Source organism: Anaerosporobacter mobilis DSM 15930 (assembly GCF_900142955.1).
Taxonomy (GTDB): Bacteria; Bacillota; Clostridia; order Lachnospirales; family Lachnospiraceae; genus Anaerosporobacter; species Anaerosporobacter mobilis.
Genome location: NZ_FRCP01000011.1, coordinates 175,901 through 191,748 on the forward strand (window position 1 = coordinate 175,901; position 15,848 = coordinate 191,748).

The following is a 15,848-nucleotide window of genomic DNA, read 5'->3' on the forward strand; positions in this document are numbered from 1 at the left end:
AATCTATAAATGACTCATAGAATTTGATTAATAGAAATTAAGACGATGCGGGAGGCGAATAAATATGGAAAAGGTTAAGAAGTTTGCTAAGAATGAGTTCACTGGTTGGAAGAAGTGGGAAGTAGTATGGCTGATTCTTGCAACGATTATTATTACAGGATTATCTATATATTGGGGCGATAATCTTAGAGGAATTACTGCCGCAGTTACAGGCGTTATATGTGTAATCTTAACGGGTAAGGGGAAGATGAGTTGTTACATATTTGGGCTTGTTAATACTATTTTATATGCTGTGATTGCATTTGGCGCTAAGTATTATGGCGAAGTAATGCTCAATGCATTGTATTACGTGCCGATGCAATTTGTGGGCTGGTTTATGTGGAAGAAACACATTAATGAAGAAACACAGGAAGTTAAGAAAATAATGTTACCGATTAAATGGGATGTGATTTTGGGAGTTATTTCTGTAGCGGCTATCTATGGATATGGATTGGTCTTAAAACGACTTGGAGGAAATCTTCCGTTTATTGATAGTATGTCAACTTGTCTAAGTGTTTTGGCAATGGTGTTAAGTGTAAAGAGACTATCGGAACAATGGGTATTATGGATTGTTGTAGATGTAGTTACGGTATATATGTGGGTAATTGACTACATACAGGGGGGAACAGATGTAGCAACTTTGTTAATGTGGATCGTATATTTACTAAATGCTATTTTTATGTTTGTTAAATGGTTTAAGGAAAGTAAAGGTGGTGAAGTAGGATGAGATACAAAGTAGGAATGTATGGGGGATCCTTTGATCCACTTCACATTGGACATATACATGATATTATCCGTGCAGCAGCAATGTGTGAAGAATTGTATGTAATGATAAGTTGGTGTGAAGAAAGAGAATCAACTTCTAAAGAACTTAGATATCGATGGATACATAATAGTTGTATGCATTTGCCTAACGTAAAGTTAATTATGATTGAGGATAAAGCGGTAGACAAGGAAACTTATAATACGGATTACTACTGGGAAAAAGGTGCAGCTGATATAAAAGCTGAAATTGGTAAACCGATTGATGCTGTGTTTTGTGGTAGTGATTATCTAGGAACCAATCGTTTTGAGAGTCTATATTGTCCGGATAGTAAAGTAATTTATTTTGATAGACAAGAGGTGCCAATTAGTTCAACCGACATACGGGGGTGGGCTATGAATCATTGGGACTATATCCCGAAGGTTTGTAAGCCTTATTATACGAAGAAGGTATTAGTTGTTGGTGGGGAAAGTACCGGAAAGTCAACGCTGGTACAGAATTTGGCATTAGCTTACAATACCAATTTCGTGTCGGAGGTAGGAAGAGATGTAACAGAAGTAGCAGGTTGTGAAGACTTGATGATTATGGAGGATTTTCTTGAGATACTTCTTCGCCATAAGATGAAAGAGATGGAGGCAATTAAGGATAGCAATCGAATTCTATTTATTGATACGGATGCCATTACAACGAAATTCTATTCACATTTTCTATTGAACAATTCAGAAGAAATTGCAAAGTGTGATGCATTGGCCAATGCGATTATACATATTAATTCATTTGATTTAATTCTATTTTTGGAGCCTACCGTTGCATTTGTTCAAGATGGAACTAGAAATGAGATAATAGCCGCAGATAGAGAAATGTACAGCAATCAGATTAAGCAACTATTTGATGAAATTGGATTAAGATATAATTGTATAACAGGTGATTATCTAGACCGATTCAATAAATCTAAGGAACTTATAAAAGAGCAGCTAGATATTGATACGGTTTGGTAAAAGACAAACATAGATTTGATCATAATCGGAAAGGTGTGACTTAATGGGGAAAAAGAGGGTTATCGTATGGAGAATTACACAGACATGTAATATGACATGTAAATTCTGTTCCTATAGTAAAGAGGTTATAAGGCAACGAAATGATGCTAACTTAGAAGAAGTTGAAAGAGTATCAGATATCTTGGGTAAGTATAAGCAAAAGACAGGAGAGGAATTGTTAATTAGCTTCATTGGGGGAGAACCTTTCTTATGGGAGCCAATTCTTAATCTATCAAAAAAGATGGCAATGGAATATGGAGTTGAGATTAGTACTACCACGAATGGAATCCTATTAGCCTCAAGAGAGGTTAGAAAAACTATAATAAATTACTTTTCAGAAATCGTAATTAGCGTAGATGGTTTTGAAGAATGTAATGATGATGTCAGACAATGTGTAGGTCATTTTAAAACAGTAAGTGAGAATATTGCTAAGTTAGTTCAGGAGAAGAGAGAGGCTGGTAGCAATCTTGTTATTAAGGTGAATACTATCCTTATGAGAAAGAATATAGGACAGTTTGAGGAGTTTTGCGAATATTTAGCAAACTTGGGTGTTAATGAAATTACCTTTAATCAACTTGGAGGATATGATAGACCTGAATTTTATGGGGACAATAGACTTGAGCCAATGCAAGTAGCACAGCTGATAGAAAGATTACCTCACATAAGAGAAAGACTGAGCAAATATGGATTTATAGTTCACGGTAGTGAAAGTTACTTAGAAAGAATACTGCTAACAACAGAGAATAGAAAGAATCCGATTATAGAATGCAATCCCTGTTCGTGGTTTTGGTTTATCAATGAGAATGGTTACATAAGTCCTTGCAGCTATACATCGTATGAATATAAGTATGATACGAAACAAATCAAATCACTTGAAGACATAGCACAAGTAGAGCTGTATTACAGAGAATTGCGCCAATGCAAACGTTCAAAATGGTGTGAGGATTGCTATTGTACACAGGTATATGATAAATTTGAGTAGAAATGTTAGGAAGCAGAGGCTGTTGCAAAATATAGTTTGAATATCTATATCATATTTTCAGACAGAAAGCATTCCGTCTGAAAATATGCAAGCTATAAATTTTGCAACAGTCTCTTTTTTGTACTCTTTTTTGCACTAAAAAGACTCAATAAGGTTTCTATATAGAAATATGCAATATTTAGTAATAATTGACACTATTAGACCGGATTTTGTATAATGGGGTTATGTAAAACCATTCTTCTAGAGTATGGTTTTTTATAGCTTGTAGCAAGTGTAAGCAATAGTAGCATATTTAGGGGGAGGGATTCCAGAGACGACAGAGACAATGAAGCAAGAGTAAACAGCTATAGCGAAGAAGATGAACAAATTGGATACTTACGATAAGATAAGATACTTAAAAATACTTAGAAACGATAATTAAAAATGACAAAAGGTGAATAGTAATGAGAAAACGAAAGAAATGGGAAATTAAGCTAATAATGATCGCTACAATGGTTATGGTGGCAGTCATTATATCTGAAAGTAGGGAGTTAAAATCCTATACAACTACTAAGGCTGCAACTACTTCTTCAAGATTCTTAAGAAGAACTGGTAAAGTTAACGCAACAAGTCTTAATATTCGAAAAACTGCATCAATCTCTTCTACAAAACTGGCTACTATTAAGAAATCGACTTTAGTAAATGTATTAGATAAAAAAATAGTTGGCGGTAAAGAATGGTATAAGGTAAGTTTTAAAGTAAATGGAAAGACAATTACAGGTTATGCTTATAAGAAATATATTACCTTAGAAGCGACCACTGTACCTAGTACTACGTATACCCTTGGTAAGATCAATGAAAAAAGTGTACCGGTTTATAAAACAGCCAATACGTATGATACGAAAAAGGGAACACTAAGTAAGAATCAAGAGGTTATACTTTTAGGAACTCTTACAGTAAACAATGCAAAATGGACGAAAGTGAAGGTTAAAATTGATGGTACAGCAACTACTGGTTATATAAAAGCTAGTAAGATTACAAAGTTGACTTCTACTGCACCTTCTACTACGAATAAAAAGGGAGTTACTAGTAGTAAAGTAACGGCTAGAAGAATCGCAAGTACGTTGGCGTCAAGTAAAGGTACGTTGGCAAAGAATACGTCTGTAACTGTGAAAGCAACATTAACTGTTAATGGAAGTAAGTGGTACAAATGTACCTATAAGGTTGATGGTACTACAACAACGGGGTATATTCTTGCATCTAAAGTAAGTTTTCCGAGTGAGGCAGAGTTTTTAGAAATGCTATCTGAATTTCCGACCAGTTATCAATCTTCCTTAAAAAAGATCCATGAAGAATATCCAAATTGGAAATTTGTTGCTGTTAACACAGGGCTAGATTGGAACACGGTGATAAAGGAAGAGACTCGAGTTGGTAGAAATACGATTCAAAGTGAACTTCCTAATGGAGGAACCTATGGAGTACCATTTTCATACCTTTCAACGGAGTCCGGTGCTTATGATTGGTCCAAAGATAAATATACGTTAATGGATGGAACTAATTGGTTTACAGCGGATACGAAGGTAATCGAACATTATATGGATCCGCGTAATTTCTTAACAAGTGATAAAATATTCCAATTTGAAGCTCAAGCCTATGATTCAACTCAAAAAAGTAGTGTAGTTTCTAGTATACTATCGAACACCTTTATGAAGGGAAGTTATAGTGTAGTAGATTCCGCAACAAAAGAGACCGTAAAGGGGGCGTATACAGATGCATTTATGGAGGCAGGAAAACAATCAGGAGCAAGTCCTTACTTCCTAGCTGCAAGAGCAAAACAAGAGCTTGGAATAAATGGAAGTGATTCAGTAACAGGAACTTATCCCGGTTATGAAGGAATCTATAATTATTATAATATAGGAGCTTATGATACTGCTGGGGACGGAGCCATTGCAAATGGACTTAATTATGCAAAGACTGGGACCACATACAATAGGCCTTGGACCAATCCTTACAAATCAATCTTAGGTGGTGCAGAGTATATTGCTTCTTCTTATATTAAAAAGGGACAGAATACAAACTATTTTCAAAAATTTAATGTAGTGTATAGTCCTTATTATCTACACCAATACATGACGAATGTTCAAGCTGCGACTAGCGAAGCGAGAAGCACATATAATTCCTATAACTCTATGGGAATGTTAAAGGAAGCAATGATATTTTATATACCTGTTTATAAGAATATGCCATCTAAAATCCCAGAATTACCAGCTAGTAAAGGGAATCCAAATAGTTACTTAAAAACTATTACAGTAAATAATGGAAACAGCAATTTAGCCATAACACCTACTTTTAACTATAAAACTACTTCCTATACGATGGTCGTTCCGAATTCGGTAAGTTCTGTTACGGTAGATGCTACAGCAATTAGCAGTCATGCTAGTATAACCGGTAACGGTAATTATACATTGGAATCAGGCAAAACAAGAACAATAAGTATCAAGTGTACGGCAGGTAATGGAACAAGTACGACGTATCAAGTAAAGATTACAAGATTAGCCAAATAGATAGTACCAGAGAGGAGAGATACGATGAAAAAGAAATTAATAATTCCGGTTATTCTTGCATTAATATTAATAGGAAGTATCTTACTTAGAAATCAAAGAAATAGTGCAAAGGAAGTTCAGTTTTCCATAGAGGTAGAAGATAAAACCGTAAAAAAAGGCGATGACTTGAATTTAAAAATCAAAGTATCCAGTGATTATGAGATGAGTGTAGTAGATGCTTATATAACGTATGACGATGAACTATTAGAGTTTATCTCATCTGAAAGTGAAGGTGTTTTAGGAGCATCTGGAACTCTTCACATTACTGATCAGTTTGCTAAAGGTGCTACAGAAGCAGTATATGTAATTAGAATGAAGGCTTTAGAAGTCGGTTCCGCAGATTTCAAAGTACATGATGCGTATAGTATAGACGCAGAGAATTCTTCCTACATGAAGATTAAACAAACAAGCGCAAGTATTGATATAACAAAGAATGAAACAGAAATATCAAATGCAACTCTATCAGATCTACTTGTTATGCCAGGAACACTTGATAAAGAATTTCAACCAGAGATGTTTGAATATTCTATGAAAGTAGCCTACGATGTAGAAGAGGTAATTCTAAGTGCCATTCCTGAGTCTGAAGAAAGTGTGATTACTATAGATAAAGAGTTAAATCTAACAAAAGGAGATAATGTATTTACCATAACAGTAACGGCACCTTCTGGTGATAGGAATGATTACAAATTGAATGTATATCGAGCTTTTACAAAAGATGAGATTGTAGAGTAGATTAACGGAATGAGCTATGATAGAAATCGGATTTCTATCATGGCTCATTCTTGCAGTTCGCTATTTCAAATATAAACTAAAAAAATTAGAATTATTTATGTTCTAGCGGTAATACTAATCAAAATAAGATTAAAAGACCATAGAGAAGCTATGAAAATGTTTAGGAGTTTTGCAACAAAAACAAAGGAGATTCGAATTGATGAAAGATAAAGATATGTATACCGCTGATGATATTAAAGGACAAACAGAGCAAATTCCAGGAAAAGAAAGTGAAATGAATCCTGAACCCATTTATGACAATATAGATTGTAAAGGCTATGGAAGATTAAAGGGTAAAACGGCGATTATTACTGGTGGAGATAGTGGAATTGGAAGAGCTGTATCTGTTGCATATGCAAAAGAAGGATGCAATGTTGTTATTGTATATAACGTCGCGGATGATGATGCGAACACGACTAAAAAAGCGATTGAGTCATATAATGGAAAAGCTCTGCTTATTAAAGGCGATATCGGTGATAGTACGTTCTGTAATCAGGTAATAGAACAAACCGTTAAGGAATTTGGAGCCTTGGACATCTTAGTTAATAATGCAGCAGAGCAACATATTCAAAAGAATCTAGAAGATATTACAGATCAACAATTGCAAAAAACGTTCCAGACGAATATATTCTCCATGTTTTATCTTACAAGAGCAGCGCTCCCTCATCTTATGGAAGACAGTACAATCATTAATACCAGTTCAGTAACTGCATTCGCTGGTCATGCAGATCTTCTTGATTATTCTGCTACAAAGGGAGCGATTACGGCATTTACTAGATCGTTATCTGCTAATCTAGCTGGTAAGAAGATTCGAGTAAATCAGGTTGCACCTGGTCCAATATGGACACCTTTAATACCTTCTACTTTTGAGAAATCAAAGGTGGAGAATTTTGGCAATAACACACCACTGAAAAGACCTGGTCAGCCAGTTGAACTTGCAGAGGCATATGTATTCTTAGCTTCCGATGGTTCTACCTATATGACTGGACAAACAATACACATTAACGGTGGTACTATTGTAAATGGATAGAGAATAGTGAATGTAATGAAAGACCTTACTACTGATAGGAGCTATATCAGTAGTAAGGTCTTTCGTTATGTTGCCATGTTTCGTAGGAATGTATAGGTGATTAATACTGTTCATTCTTATGCGCTTCCAAATTACCGCATATCTTAAGTAAGATACGACAGAATGTTTCCATATCATCTTCTGAAATGTCACTACAGATTATCGTATCAAACTGGTTAAAAACTGTATCAATTTTACTTGCTTCCGCTCTCCCTTTTTCTGTTAGGCAGATTAGAAAGGATCTCCTACAGTCGGGATTTGTTTCACGGTTTAAGAATCCCATACTTTCCAGCTTGTCTAGATTTCTTGACATGGTGGCAGCATTTAGTTTGCATATATCTGCTAGCTCTCTTTGTGTAATATGATCCTTTTGTAATAAGTGAAATAATATTCCTGCCTGTCCCTGACCAGGGGTTAATCCAAGACTTGATAAGAATGGTGAGAGTATTTGTTTTCTGGCCCGTTCTTCACGTAGCAATAGTTCTCTAACAGTTTGTTTCATCATATCCGCCTCATTTGCTTTCTATTCATGATGGTTTGCGTAGTACTATTCCAGTTCAAATTGACCGGTGTGTAACTGATAATACCTTCCTTTTTCTTCGAGTAATTCTTCGTGACTGCCTCGTTCAATGATTTCGCCTTTTTCAAGGACCATAATCGCTTTGGAATTTCTGATAGTGGATAACCTGTGAGCAATAACAAAAACAGTTCGGTCTTGCATAAGGGCATCCATTCCTTTTTCAATAAGTTTTTCCGTACGTGTGTCAATGGAACTAGTTGCCTCATCCATGACAAGCACTGGAGGCTCCGATATAGCAGCCCTTGCAATGGCAATTAGCTGTCGTTGTCCTTGTGATAAATTACCTCCATCACTCTCTAGTAGCGTATCGTATCCATTAGGGAGACGTTTGATAAAGGAATCAGCATTTGCAATTTTTGCAGCAGCTTTAACATCCTCGTCAGAAGCACCTAGTCTACCGTAGCGGATATTATCTGCAATACTACCAGTAAATAAATGTGTGTCCTGAATAATTAAGGAGATGGAACGTCTTAAATCGGCCTTTTTAATATCCTTGATATCAATGCCATCATAGGTGATGGTTCCCTCATTTATTTCGTAGAATCTGTTGATTAAATTAATAATGGTTGTTTTACCTGCACCAGTAGAACCTACAAAAGCTATTTTTTGACCAGGCTTTGCAAACAGGTTAATACCGCTTAATATCATATGCTCTTTTGAGTAACCAAAGGCTACATCGTGAAAACGTACATCTCCTTTGAGTGGAGTCAGATGATAGCCGGTTGATTTAGTATCTGTGGAACAGGTAGGAGGAGCATCTATATCAGGAACTTTCCAAGCAAAATATCCAGTATACGTATCGCTTTCTGTTAAGGAACCATCCCCATGCTGTAAGACTTTGATTAGTGTAACGGTTCCTTCATCAACTTCAGGTTTCTCGGCCATCATATCGAATATCTTCTCTGCGCTGGCAAGGGCAATCATTAAAAAGTTAATCTGCATCGTGAATTGGTTCATTGGCATGGCACTTTGTCGTACATAGATTAGATAAGATGCCAAGGTACCAAGATCGGTCAACCCAGATATTGCAAATAGTCCACCAATGCACGCAGAGAAAGCATAATTAATATAAGAAAGAGAAACAATTGTTGGTACAGTCTTGCCAGTATACGTTGTGGCCTTGGTAGAAGAAATCCGCAAGTTTTCATTCAATTCACAAAATCTTTCAAAATCCTGCTTTTCATGATTAAAGACTTTCTCTACTTTCTGGCCAGCGACCATTTCTTCCACAAAGCCGTTAATATTACCGAGATTCTTTTGTTGCTCTTTAAAATACTTCTTACTCAATTTACCATTGCGTCGTATATATAATAACATAATTGCAAGGAAGAATATAACAATTAAGGAGAGTTGCCAATCAAGTACGACTAACATGATAACGGTACCAACGGCGGTAATGAAACTTTGGATTAATAAAGTAAAACTATTGTTAAGTGCTTCTGAAATCGTATCCACATCATTTGTAAAGTGGCTCATCAAATCTCCATGGGTATGGGTATCAAAATAATTTAGAGGTAGCTTTTGTGTGTGCTTGAATAAATCCATACGGATTTCACTAACTACTTGTTGGGAAATATGAACCATAATTCTATTATAAAAAAGGCAAGATAAAGCGCCCGCAAGATACATGAGTCCCATATAAAAGATCATCTTGATTAGTCCAGGAATATCTCCAGGTAATATATATCTATTTATCACCGGTTTTAATAGATAAGTACCGAGGATTCCTGATAATGCACTAATACATACTAAAGCCGCAATCAGTAGCAGCGAAATTTTATGATGCCCCAAATAGTTTAGAAGGTGTAGTAACGTTTTTTTGGCATCTTTAGGTTTTACGTTTTTGGTATTTTTCATCATGACAAATTCCCTCCTTTTTGCTGTGAATAATAAATATCCTGATATATTTCGTTATCAGTCAGCAGCTTATCGTGAGTTCCTATGGCATTGATTTTTCCATCATCTAGGATAATAATCTGGTCGGCATGCATGATAGATGAAATCCTTTGTGCAATAATAATCTTTGTCATACCTGGAAGTGCTTTTTCTAAACCTTCTCGTATCTTTGCTTCCGTAGCCGTATCAACAGCACTTGTTGAATCGTCTAATATAAGTACCTTTGGTGCTTTTAATATGGCTCTTGCGATGCACAGACGCTGTTTTTGACCTCCTGAAACATTGACACCACCTTGTCCAAGGTCCGTATCATAACCGTTATCCAGTCTGTCAATGAATTCATTCACGCAGGCAATGTTGCAGGCTCTCTTGATTTCTTCGTCGGTTGCATCTTCTTTTCCCCAGTAGAGATTTTCTTTTACTGTGCCGGAAAAGAGGGTGTTTTTTTGAAGAACCACCGCAATGGAATCTCTTAGATGTTTCTGTGTATATTCATATATAGGATGATCATCTATGTAGATATCTCCTGCGGTTACATCATAAAGCCTTGGGATAAGTTGTACCAAAGTACTTTTGGCAGCACCTGTCTGACCAATAATACCAATGGTTTGACCCGGTTTGATATCAAAGGAGATATCAGAAAGTACATACTCTTTAGCTGTTTCTTTGTATTTGAAATAAACATGTTCAAAACGGATACTTCCCTTTGTGACCTTAATATCTTTTGCACGGTCATCATTAATGGTAGGGTCTTCGTCTAGAACCTCTGATATTCTTTTCCAAGATGTAAGAGACCTCGTGAACAAAAGGAAAACACTTGAGAACATCATAAGTGAGTTCAGTACTTGTAGCACATAACTTAGAAAACTAGTTAAGGCACCAACTTTCATGTTACCAATCATAACAAGATCACCGCCAAACCATAAGATACTTAAGATTGTGCCATACATAACAAATTGAAAGGCGGGCATATTAAGAGCAGACAGACTGAATGCCTTTTCAGAGGAAGTTTGAAGATTTGAGTTTACTTCTTCAAATTTACTAGTCTCATAATCACTACGAACATAGGCTTTTACTACACGGATTGCGGTTAGGTTTTCCTGAACAATACGATTTACTAAATCAATGGCGGATTGCATTCTCGAATACAATGGTTGGACGTTTTTTATAATGAAGAATAAAATGATAGCTAGTATTGGGGCAGCAATTAGGAAAACGGTTGCCAGTTTTGCATTGATCATAAAGGAAACAACAATAGCCGTAATCATCATGACAGGGGAACGAAAAGCGGGACGCATACCGTTGGTGACTGAGTTCTGAATTGTGGTAACATCACTAGTGAGCCTTGTTACCAAAGATGGAGTACTGAAACGATCCGTATTTTCGAATGAGTAAGTTTGCATCTTCTGAAATTCCGCCATACGAATCTCTGCACCAATTCCATTTCCACAGGCAGCGGTGTATTTGGCACAGGCATGGCCAAGCAACAAGGATATGACAGCGCAGAGGACCATTTGAAAGCCCTTTAGAAGAATATAGCTTCTATCGTTATTTGCTACTCCAATATCAATGATGTTTGACATAATCATTGGTATAATCAATTCGAAAATTGTCTCAGTTTCAATGCAGATAATTGCCAGAATAAATTCTTTTTTATATTTTTTGGTATAAGACAAAAAGTTTTTCATTTTAATGCTCCTTATCCTTTTGTAATAATTGAATCAATTGACAAACCCCATATTGACAACATATCTGTGTTTTAAGGATATTGTAACAGCAGATATAAAACACTAGATTTGAATGTTGTCGTTACATAGAGTTTCACAAATAAATATAATAGTTACATATGTAACAGTTGCGTGTGAAACTAATTATAGTCTCATGAAATAAAAAGTCAAGGGTAGGATTATAATGTTTTGATATATGAAGTTTGCTCAATTAAGAAGGATTATTAGAAAAACAAAAAAGAGGCTCCAATAAGTGAGCCTCTTATATAATCATTTTACCTATTTAGGGTTCAACTCCCCAAACAAGTGTAGTATTAATATATCCTGTAACTTTTTCGGTATTAACATATTGATTACTAGTTGCATTAAAAGAGTAATCATTCGTTTGAGTATAATTGCTCCAATTTGATTTTGAGAATCTTGCCTGAATCTCAGCGCTTTGGCCAGGTTTTAAAGTTCCTGCAGAAGTTGAAAATGTTAACTCCAGATAATAATCAGCGCCTGTAACAGGATTGTCAAGCTTTACAAATTGATACTTAACATTAGAACTTCCTATACTAGCCCAATCACACCAGAAGGATTGTGAGAGATCACCATCAATTGTGTAGTAATAGCGTAAAGTAACTTCGCTTAAGTTAATATCTGACTCTCCATTGTTAATTAGTTTGAATTTAGGTGATAATCCATTGGTTGAGGTACTTATATTGCCGTTAAAAGATTGAATAACTAGGTCTCCAGTTGATACAGGAATATCTGTATTGATTACATTCACAGTTAATACAGAATCATTTCCACCACTGAATTGAAAGGTTAAACTAGTATCGCCAATAGCTAGAGTACAGAGGTAAGAGCTTAATAGGGTGATTGTATTATTTGATATAGTATAGTTTGTTCCTAGTACAAGTGTAGTATTCTTATCCAAGATATTCAAAAATTGATGACCATTAAGGGTAAGATATATTTCGATATCTTCTTGTTTATCCGTGGATTTATCAAACAATGCAGTAGATGGGGTAATCGAAGCAATTGGTGTGGTGTCTTTAATCGTAATCTTAAAAATAAGATCTTTACCTTTGTCAAAATCAAGGATAATGCTATACTCACCTGTTGACAATGTGGAGAGGAAAGTACTTGAAATCATTAGTTTAGCACCATTCAAGGTATAGTCTTGGTTTTCCTTTAATACAGTGTTTCCTAATTTGATTGCATTTAAAGTATTGCTATTGTAATCAATAGTAACTTCCACATTAGCTGGTAATTGTATATATTTATCAAATTCAGCAAAAGTAGGTGAGATAGAAGCGTTTGGTGTTTGATTATTACCCTTAAGATCTGGAAGTTCATCTAGTGTAATTACGTAATCACTTTGATAAAGCTCAATTAATGTTTCTTGATAATTAAATGCTGAGCTCATTAGATGTTCTCCATACCAAGGACAGAAATATAGCCATGCAGATTTTTCTTCTGTCAAATTCTTTACACTTGGTATTGTATCGTTTTCTGTCATTGCAACCATTTTCGTACCATCTGTTAAATCAACGAGTTGATAGAAGATAGAGGTGATAGCATCTTCGTTAGGTACTCCTGATAAGCCATCATAGCGATTGTATATAGTATTGTACTTATCATACCCGACAATATCTACCAAAGCATCACCAGGATACCATGCTGGCGAGGTGCTATAAACATAACTGTTATATGTCCATATTAAATTGTGAAGACCATAAGTTTCTGTTAAATCTGTATATAGCATTTCCCACAATTGTTTATAAACTTCTGCTCCTGCAGATGCCCACCAAAACCATGCGCCTTCTCCATTTAAACCACCATTACCTTCTGCTTCATGGTATGGTCTGAAAATGATTGGAACATTATGTTCTTGTAATATGAGCAATTGTTCAGCTAAATCCGCAGTAGCCAATTTAACATATTGATATTCTTTTGTTCCAGGAACAACTGCATTGGCAGTTTTGAAATTAGTGTCTGACGGTTTATAAGTAGCAGACTTCCAATCTACGAAATCTCCAAGTTTGTAGGAAGTAAAATCTTTGGGAACATTAATGTGCCAACAACCTGTGGCAATACCATCTCTGTTATTAACCCAATTGATAATACGATCGGTTGTTCCATCTTCCCAACCATAGAGTGGATTATAATTCATAAAATCAAAACCACGGATTGCTGGATATTTTCCAGTTAAATTATAGATCCAGTCAAACTCCAGTTCTGCATTGCCGTCATTGCCACCACCATAGATTTCTTGCTGTCCGGATATGATATTGTTACCATAAACTTCCGTTAAATAGTTCATTAAGATCTGTGTTTCCTCAGTTGCCTGCCTATCAGTAAGTATTGGTGATACATTTAGGTCGTGAAACTTAGCGTAATCTACAGTGAAGGTGTCAAAATAAGCAAATCCCCAACCTGCTTTAATTTGTATGGTATTATTACCTTTTTGTAATTTGTGCATTCCAAAACTAAAATCTGACCATTCTTTCGTATAAGGTAACATATAGGAGCCTGTGCTTTTACCATTAATGTATAAATATTGAAGTCTTCCATCAGCGCTTAGTTCTTGCATGTACCTTGTAGATATGGTATACATTCCTGTTTCTGGAACAGTGACATCAAAGGTTAATGTTCCGGAATTTTGCATCCACACAAATCCGATACCTGAATAACCAGGTTTTGGTTGTCCATATATTTCGGTGGCTACTTGAAGATCCGATGATAGCTGTGTGTCTTCACTTTCAATAACAATAAGCGCAGAGCTTGCACCAATATTAGAACTTGCCTTAACTGGTGCTACCATTGAATTAATCAATAGTATACAGGTAAAGATAATAATACTTGCTTTTTTAATGATTTTCTTCATTTACATTCTCCTTTCAGTTGTTAAAAATGTCAGGCAATTGCCTAGTTTAAAAGGTACAACAATAGAAACAATACACAGAACAAACAATCATTCTATACAACTAACTTAGCATAATAACCAAATTATGTAAATTTAATTATCGTATAATGTAGATAATATGGAATCAAGATGAAAAAAATGATTTATGGTACTTGTATTGTCTCAATTGGAGAGGTAATGAAGTGTGAAATTGGTGATTTTTCTCTAATCATGGATGCTTTCGAGAGAATTCAAAATATTGAAGAAAACAGTAGCCGGTATACAGTAGTAAAGTCAAATTGTAAGATAACTTAATTGGAGGATATATGGATATAATACGTATTTATTATGTTTGACTTTTGGTAGAAACAGTTATATTATGTTTCAATGAAATATGTTGTTTTGTTTAATATGTATAAAGGAGGAATTTATATGAGATTAGAAAATAAAGTTGTATTAATAACTGCCTCCACAAGAGGAATTGGTCTTGCTTGTGTTAAAAGATGTGCGAACGAAGGGGCAATCGTTTATATGGGAGCAAGAAATGTGGAGCGTGCCAAAGAAATTGCTAAAGAGCTTAATAGCAATGGTGCTAAGGTTAAAGTAGTTTACAACGATGCCACAGTTAAAGAAAGCTATAAAACTATGGTCGAAGAAGTTGTGAAAGCAGAAGGACGAATAGACGTTTTAGTTAATAATTTTGGAACTTCCAATCCAAAAGTTGATTTAGATATTAAGTCAACAGATTATGAAGAATTCATTCGTACTATAGATTTGAACTTAGCTAGTGTATTCTTAACAACACAAGCAGTAGTTCCACATATGGCTGCCAATGGTGGAGGCAGTATCATCAATATTTCTTCGATTGGTGGGCTTCGTCCAGATGTATCTCAAATTGCTTATGGAACAAGTAAAGCTTCAATTAATTATTTAACGAAATTAATTGCAACGCAATGCGCAAGAGATAATATAAGATGCAATGCTGTTCTTCCAGGTATGACAGCAACGGATGCCGTTAATGAAAACTTAACAGAAGGATTTAAAGAATTTTTCTTAAAACATACGCCAATTAAACGTATGGGAACACCAGAAGAAATTGCTGGAACAGTGGCTTATTTCGCTAGCGATGATTCTGCTTATACCACAGGACAAATTGTGGATGTTTCAGGTGGTTTTGGTATGCCTACTCCTGTGTATGGGGATATGATCAATTTATCAATGAAACGTTAGAAAAAAAGCAAGATTCAAAAAAGTACCGATGGAGTAACAGCATCGGTACTTTTTGAATTCTTCAACCTATATTTTCTAGTGCATTAATAAATTATAAAATGTGTGGTGGGTATAGTTCTAAACTATAGCAAACACACATTTTTTTGTATTTTTCAAGCTAATTAAAATGCTATATACTGATTGCAACAGGAAGTAAATAAAGGGATACAAATTAATTGTACATTTAACAGTTAGGTACAAGAAAGTTGCTAGACATAGTTAGTAAAATAGTTAATAGAT

General features: G+C 35.3%; 12 protein-coding genes. 8 read left to right on the top strand and 4 right to left on the bottom strand.

Going from position 1 to position 15,848, the window contains the following annotated elements; translation table 11 throughout:
- Positions 1-64: 64 nt before the first annotated feature.
- The 6 genes from pnuC to BUB90_RS11370 all read left to right on the top strand — a co-directional run bounded on the left by pnuC (position 65) and on the right by BUB90_RS11370 (position 7,204).
- Positions 65-766 (top strand): nicotinamide riboside transporter PnuC, encoded by a 702-nt coding sequence (gene pnuC / locus BUB90_RS11345; protein ID WP_073287749.1) that lies wholly within the window; start codon positions 65-67, stop codon positions 764-766.
- Positions 763-1,800 carry an AAA family ATPase gene (locus BUB90_RS11350; RefSeq protein ID WP_073287751.1) on the top strand — a complete coding sequence of 346 codons (1,038 nt, stop codon included), beginning with the start codon at positions 763-765 and terminating at the stop codon, positions 1,798-1,800. The genes pnuC and BUB90_RS11350 overlap by 4 nt, the downstream gene beginning before the upstream one ends.
- A 43-nt stretch (positions 1,801-1,843) precedes the next feature.
- Positions 1,844-2,821: a radical SAM protein gene (locus tag BUB90_RS11355; protein ID WP_073287753.1), complete on the top strand. Its 978-nt coding sequence runs from the start codon at positions 1,844-1,846 to the stop codon at positions 2,819-2,821.
- Between the two features lie 443 nt (positions 2,822-3,264).
- Complete coding sequence (locus BUB90_RS11360) at positions 3,265-5,364, top strand: SH3 domain-containing protein (RefSeq protein ID WP_073287755.1); 2,100 nt, start codon at positions 3,265-3,267, stop codon at positions 5,362-5,364.
- 24 nt (positions 5,365-5,388) lie between these two features.
- The gene (locus BUB90_RS11365) at positions 5,389-6,135 is read left to right on the top strand and encodes a cadherin-like beta sandwich domain-containing protein (protein WP_073287757.1); all 747 of its coding nucleotides are present in this window, start codon (positions 5,389-5,391) and stop codon (positions 6,133-6,135) included.
- Positions 6,136-6,334: 199 nt separating this feature from the next.
- Positions 6,335-7,204, top strand: a complete 870-nt coding sequence (locus BUB90_RS11370; protein ID WP_084139212.1) for an SDR family oxidoreductase — start codon at positions 6,335-6,337, stop codon at positions 7,202-7,204.
- 100 nt (positions 7,205-7,304) lie between these two features.
- Here the strand turns inward: BUB90_RS11370 and BUB90_RS11375 are convergent, their stop codons facing one another.
- The 4 genes from BUB90_RS11375 to BUB90_RS11390 all read right to left on the bottom strand — a co-directional run bounded on the left by BUB90_RS11375 (position 7,305) and on the right by BUB90_RS11390 (position 14,321).
- Positions 7,305-7,748 (bottom strand): MarR family winged helix-turn-helix transcriptional regulator, encoded by a 444-nt coding sequence (locus BUB90_RS11375; protein WP_073287759.1) that lies wholly within the window; start codon positions 7,746-7,748, stop codon positions 7,305-7,307.
- A gap of 42 nt (positions 7,749-7,790) precedes the next feature.
- Positions 7,791-9,683: an ABC transporter ATP-binding protein gene (locus BUB90_RS11380; RefSeq protein ID WP_073287762.1), complete on the bottom strand. Its 1,893-nt coding sequence runs from the start codon at positions 9,681-9,683 to the stop codon at positions 7,791-7,793.
- A complete protein-coding gene (locus BUB90_RS11385; RefSeq protein ID WP_073287764.1) occupies positions 9,680-11,407 on the bottom strand; it encodes an ABC transporter ATP-binding protein in 1,728 nt (575 codons plus the stop codon). The genes BUB90_RS11380 and BUB90_RS11385 overlap by 4 nt, the downstream gene beginning before the upstream one ends.
- A gap of 322 nt (positions 11,408-11,729) precedes the next feature.
- Positions 11,730-14,321, bottom strand: a complete 2,592-nt coding sequence (locus BUB90_RS11390) for a glycosyl hydrolase (protein WP_073287767.1) — start codon at positions 14,319-14,321, stop codon at positions 11,730-11,732.
- A gap of 168 nt (positions 14,322-14,489) precedes the next feature.
- Here BUB90_RS11390 and BUB90_RS23510 point away from each other — a divergent pair, with 168 nt between their 5' ends.
- Together BUB90_RS23510 and hdhA are read left to right on the top strand one after the other, a co-directional pair.
- Positions 14,490-14,654 carry a hypothetical protein gene (locus tag BUB90_RS23510; RefSeq protein WP_170865481.1) on the top strand — a complete coding sequence of 55 codons (165 nt, stop codon included), beginning with the start codon at positions 14,490-14,492 and terminating at the stop codon, positions 14,652-14,654.
- 117 nt (positions 14,655-14,771) lie between these two features.
- Positions 14,772-15,569, top strand: a complete 798-nt coding sequence (hdhA, locus tag BUB90_RS11395) for a 7alpha-hydroxysteroid dehydrogenase (RefSeq protein WP_073287769.1) — start codon at positions 14,772-14,774, stop codon at positions 15,567-15,569.
- Positions 15,570-15,848: the final 279 nt, after the last annotated feature.

Bases quoted from the DNA above. Each gene is read 5' to 3' on its own strand.
- pnuC (WP_073287749.1), top strand. From the start codon at position 65: ATGGAAAAGGTTAAGAAGTTTGCTAAGAATGAGTTCACTGGTTGGAAG.
- BUB90_RS11350 (WP_073287751.1), top strand. From the start codon at position 763: ATGAGATACAAAGTAGGAATGTATGGGGGATCCTTTGATCCACTTCAC.
- BUB90_RS11355 (WP_073287753.1), top strand. From the start codon at position 1,844: ATGGGGAAAAAGAGGGTTATCGTATGGAGAATTACACAGACATGTAAT.
- BUB90_RS11360 (WP_073287755.1), top strand. From the start codon at position 3,265: ATGAGAAAACGAAAGAAATGGGAAATTAAGCTAATAATGATCGCTACA.
- BUB90_RS11365 (WP_073287757.1), top strand. From the start codon at position 5,389: ATGAAAAAGAAATTAATAATTCCGGTTATTCTTGCATTAATATTAATA.
- BUB90_RS11370 (WP_084139212.1), top strand. From the start codon at position 6,335: ATGAAAGATAAAGATATGTATACCGCTGATGATATTAAAGGACAAACA.
- BUB90_RS11375 (WP_073287759.1), bottom strand. From the start codon at position 7,748: ATGATGAAACAAACTGTTAGAGAACTATTGCTACGTGAAGAACGGGCC.
- BUB90_RS11380 (WP_073287762.1), bottom strand. From the start codon at position 9,683: ATGATGAAAAATACCAAAAACGTAAAACCTAAAGATGCCAAAAAAACG.
- BUB90_RS11385 (WP_073287764.1), bottom strand. From the start codon at position 11,407: ATGAAAAACTTTTTGTCTTATACCAAAAAATATAAAAAAGAATTTATT.
- BUB90_RS11390 (WP_073287767.1), bottom strand. From the start codon at position 14,321: ATGAAGAAAATCATTAAAAAAGCAAGTATTATTATCTTTACCTGTATA.
- BUB90_RS23510 (WP_170865481.1), top strand. From the start codon at position 14,490: ATGAAAAAAATGATTTATGGTACTTGTATTGTCTCAATTGGAGAGGTA.
- hdhA (WP_073287769.1), top strand. From the start codon at position 14,772: ATGAGATTAGAAAATAAAGTTGTATTAATAACTGCCTCCACAAGAGGA.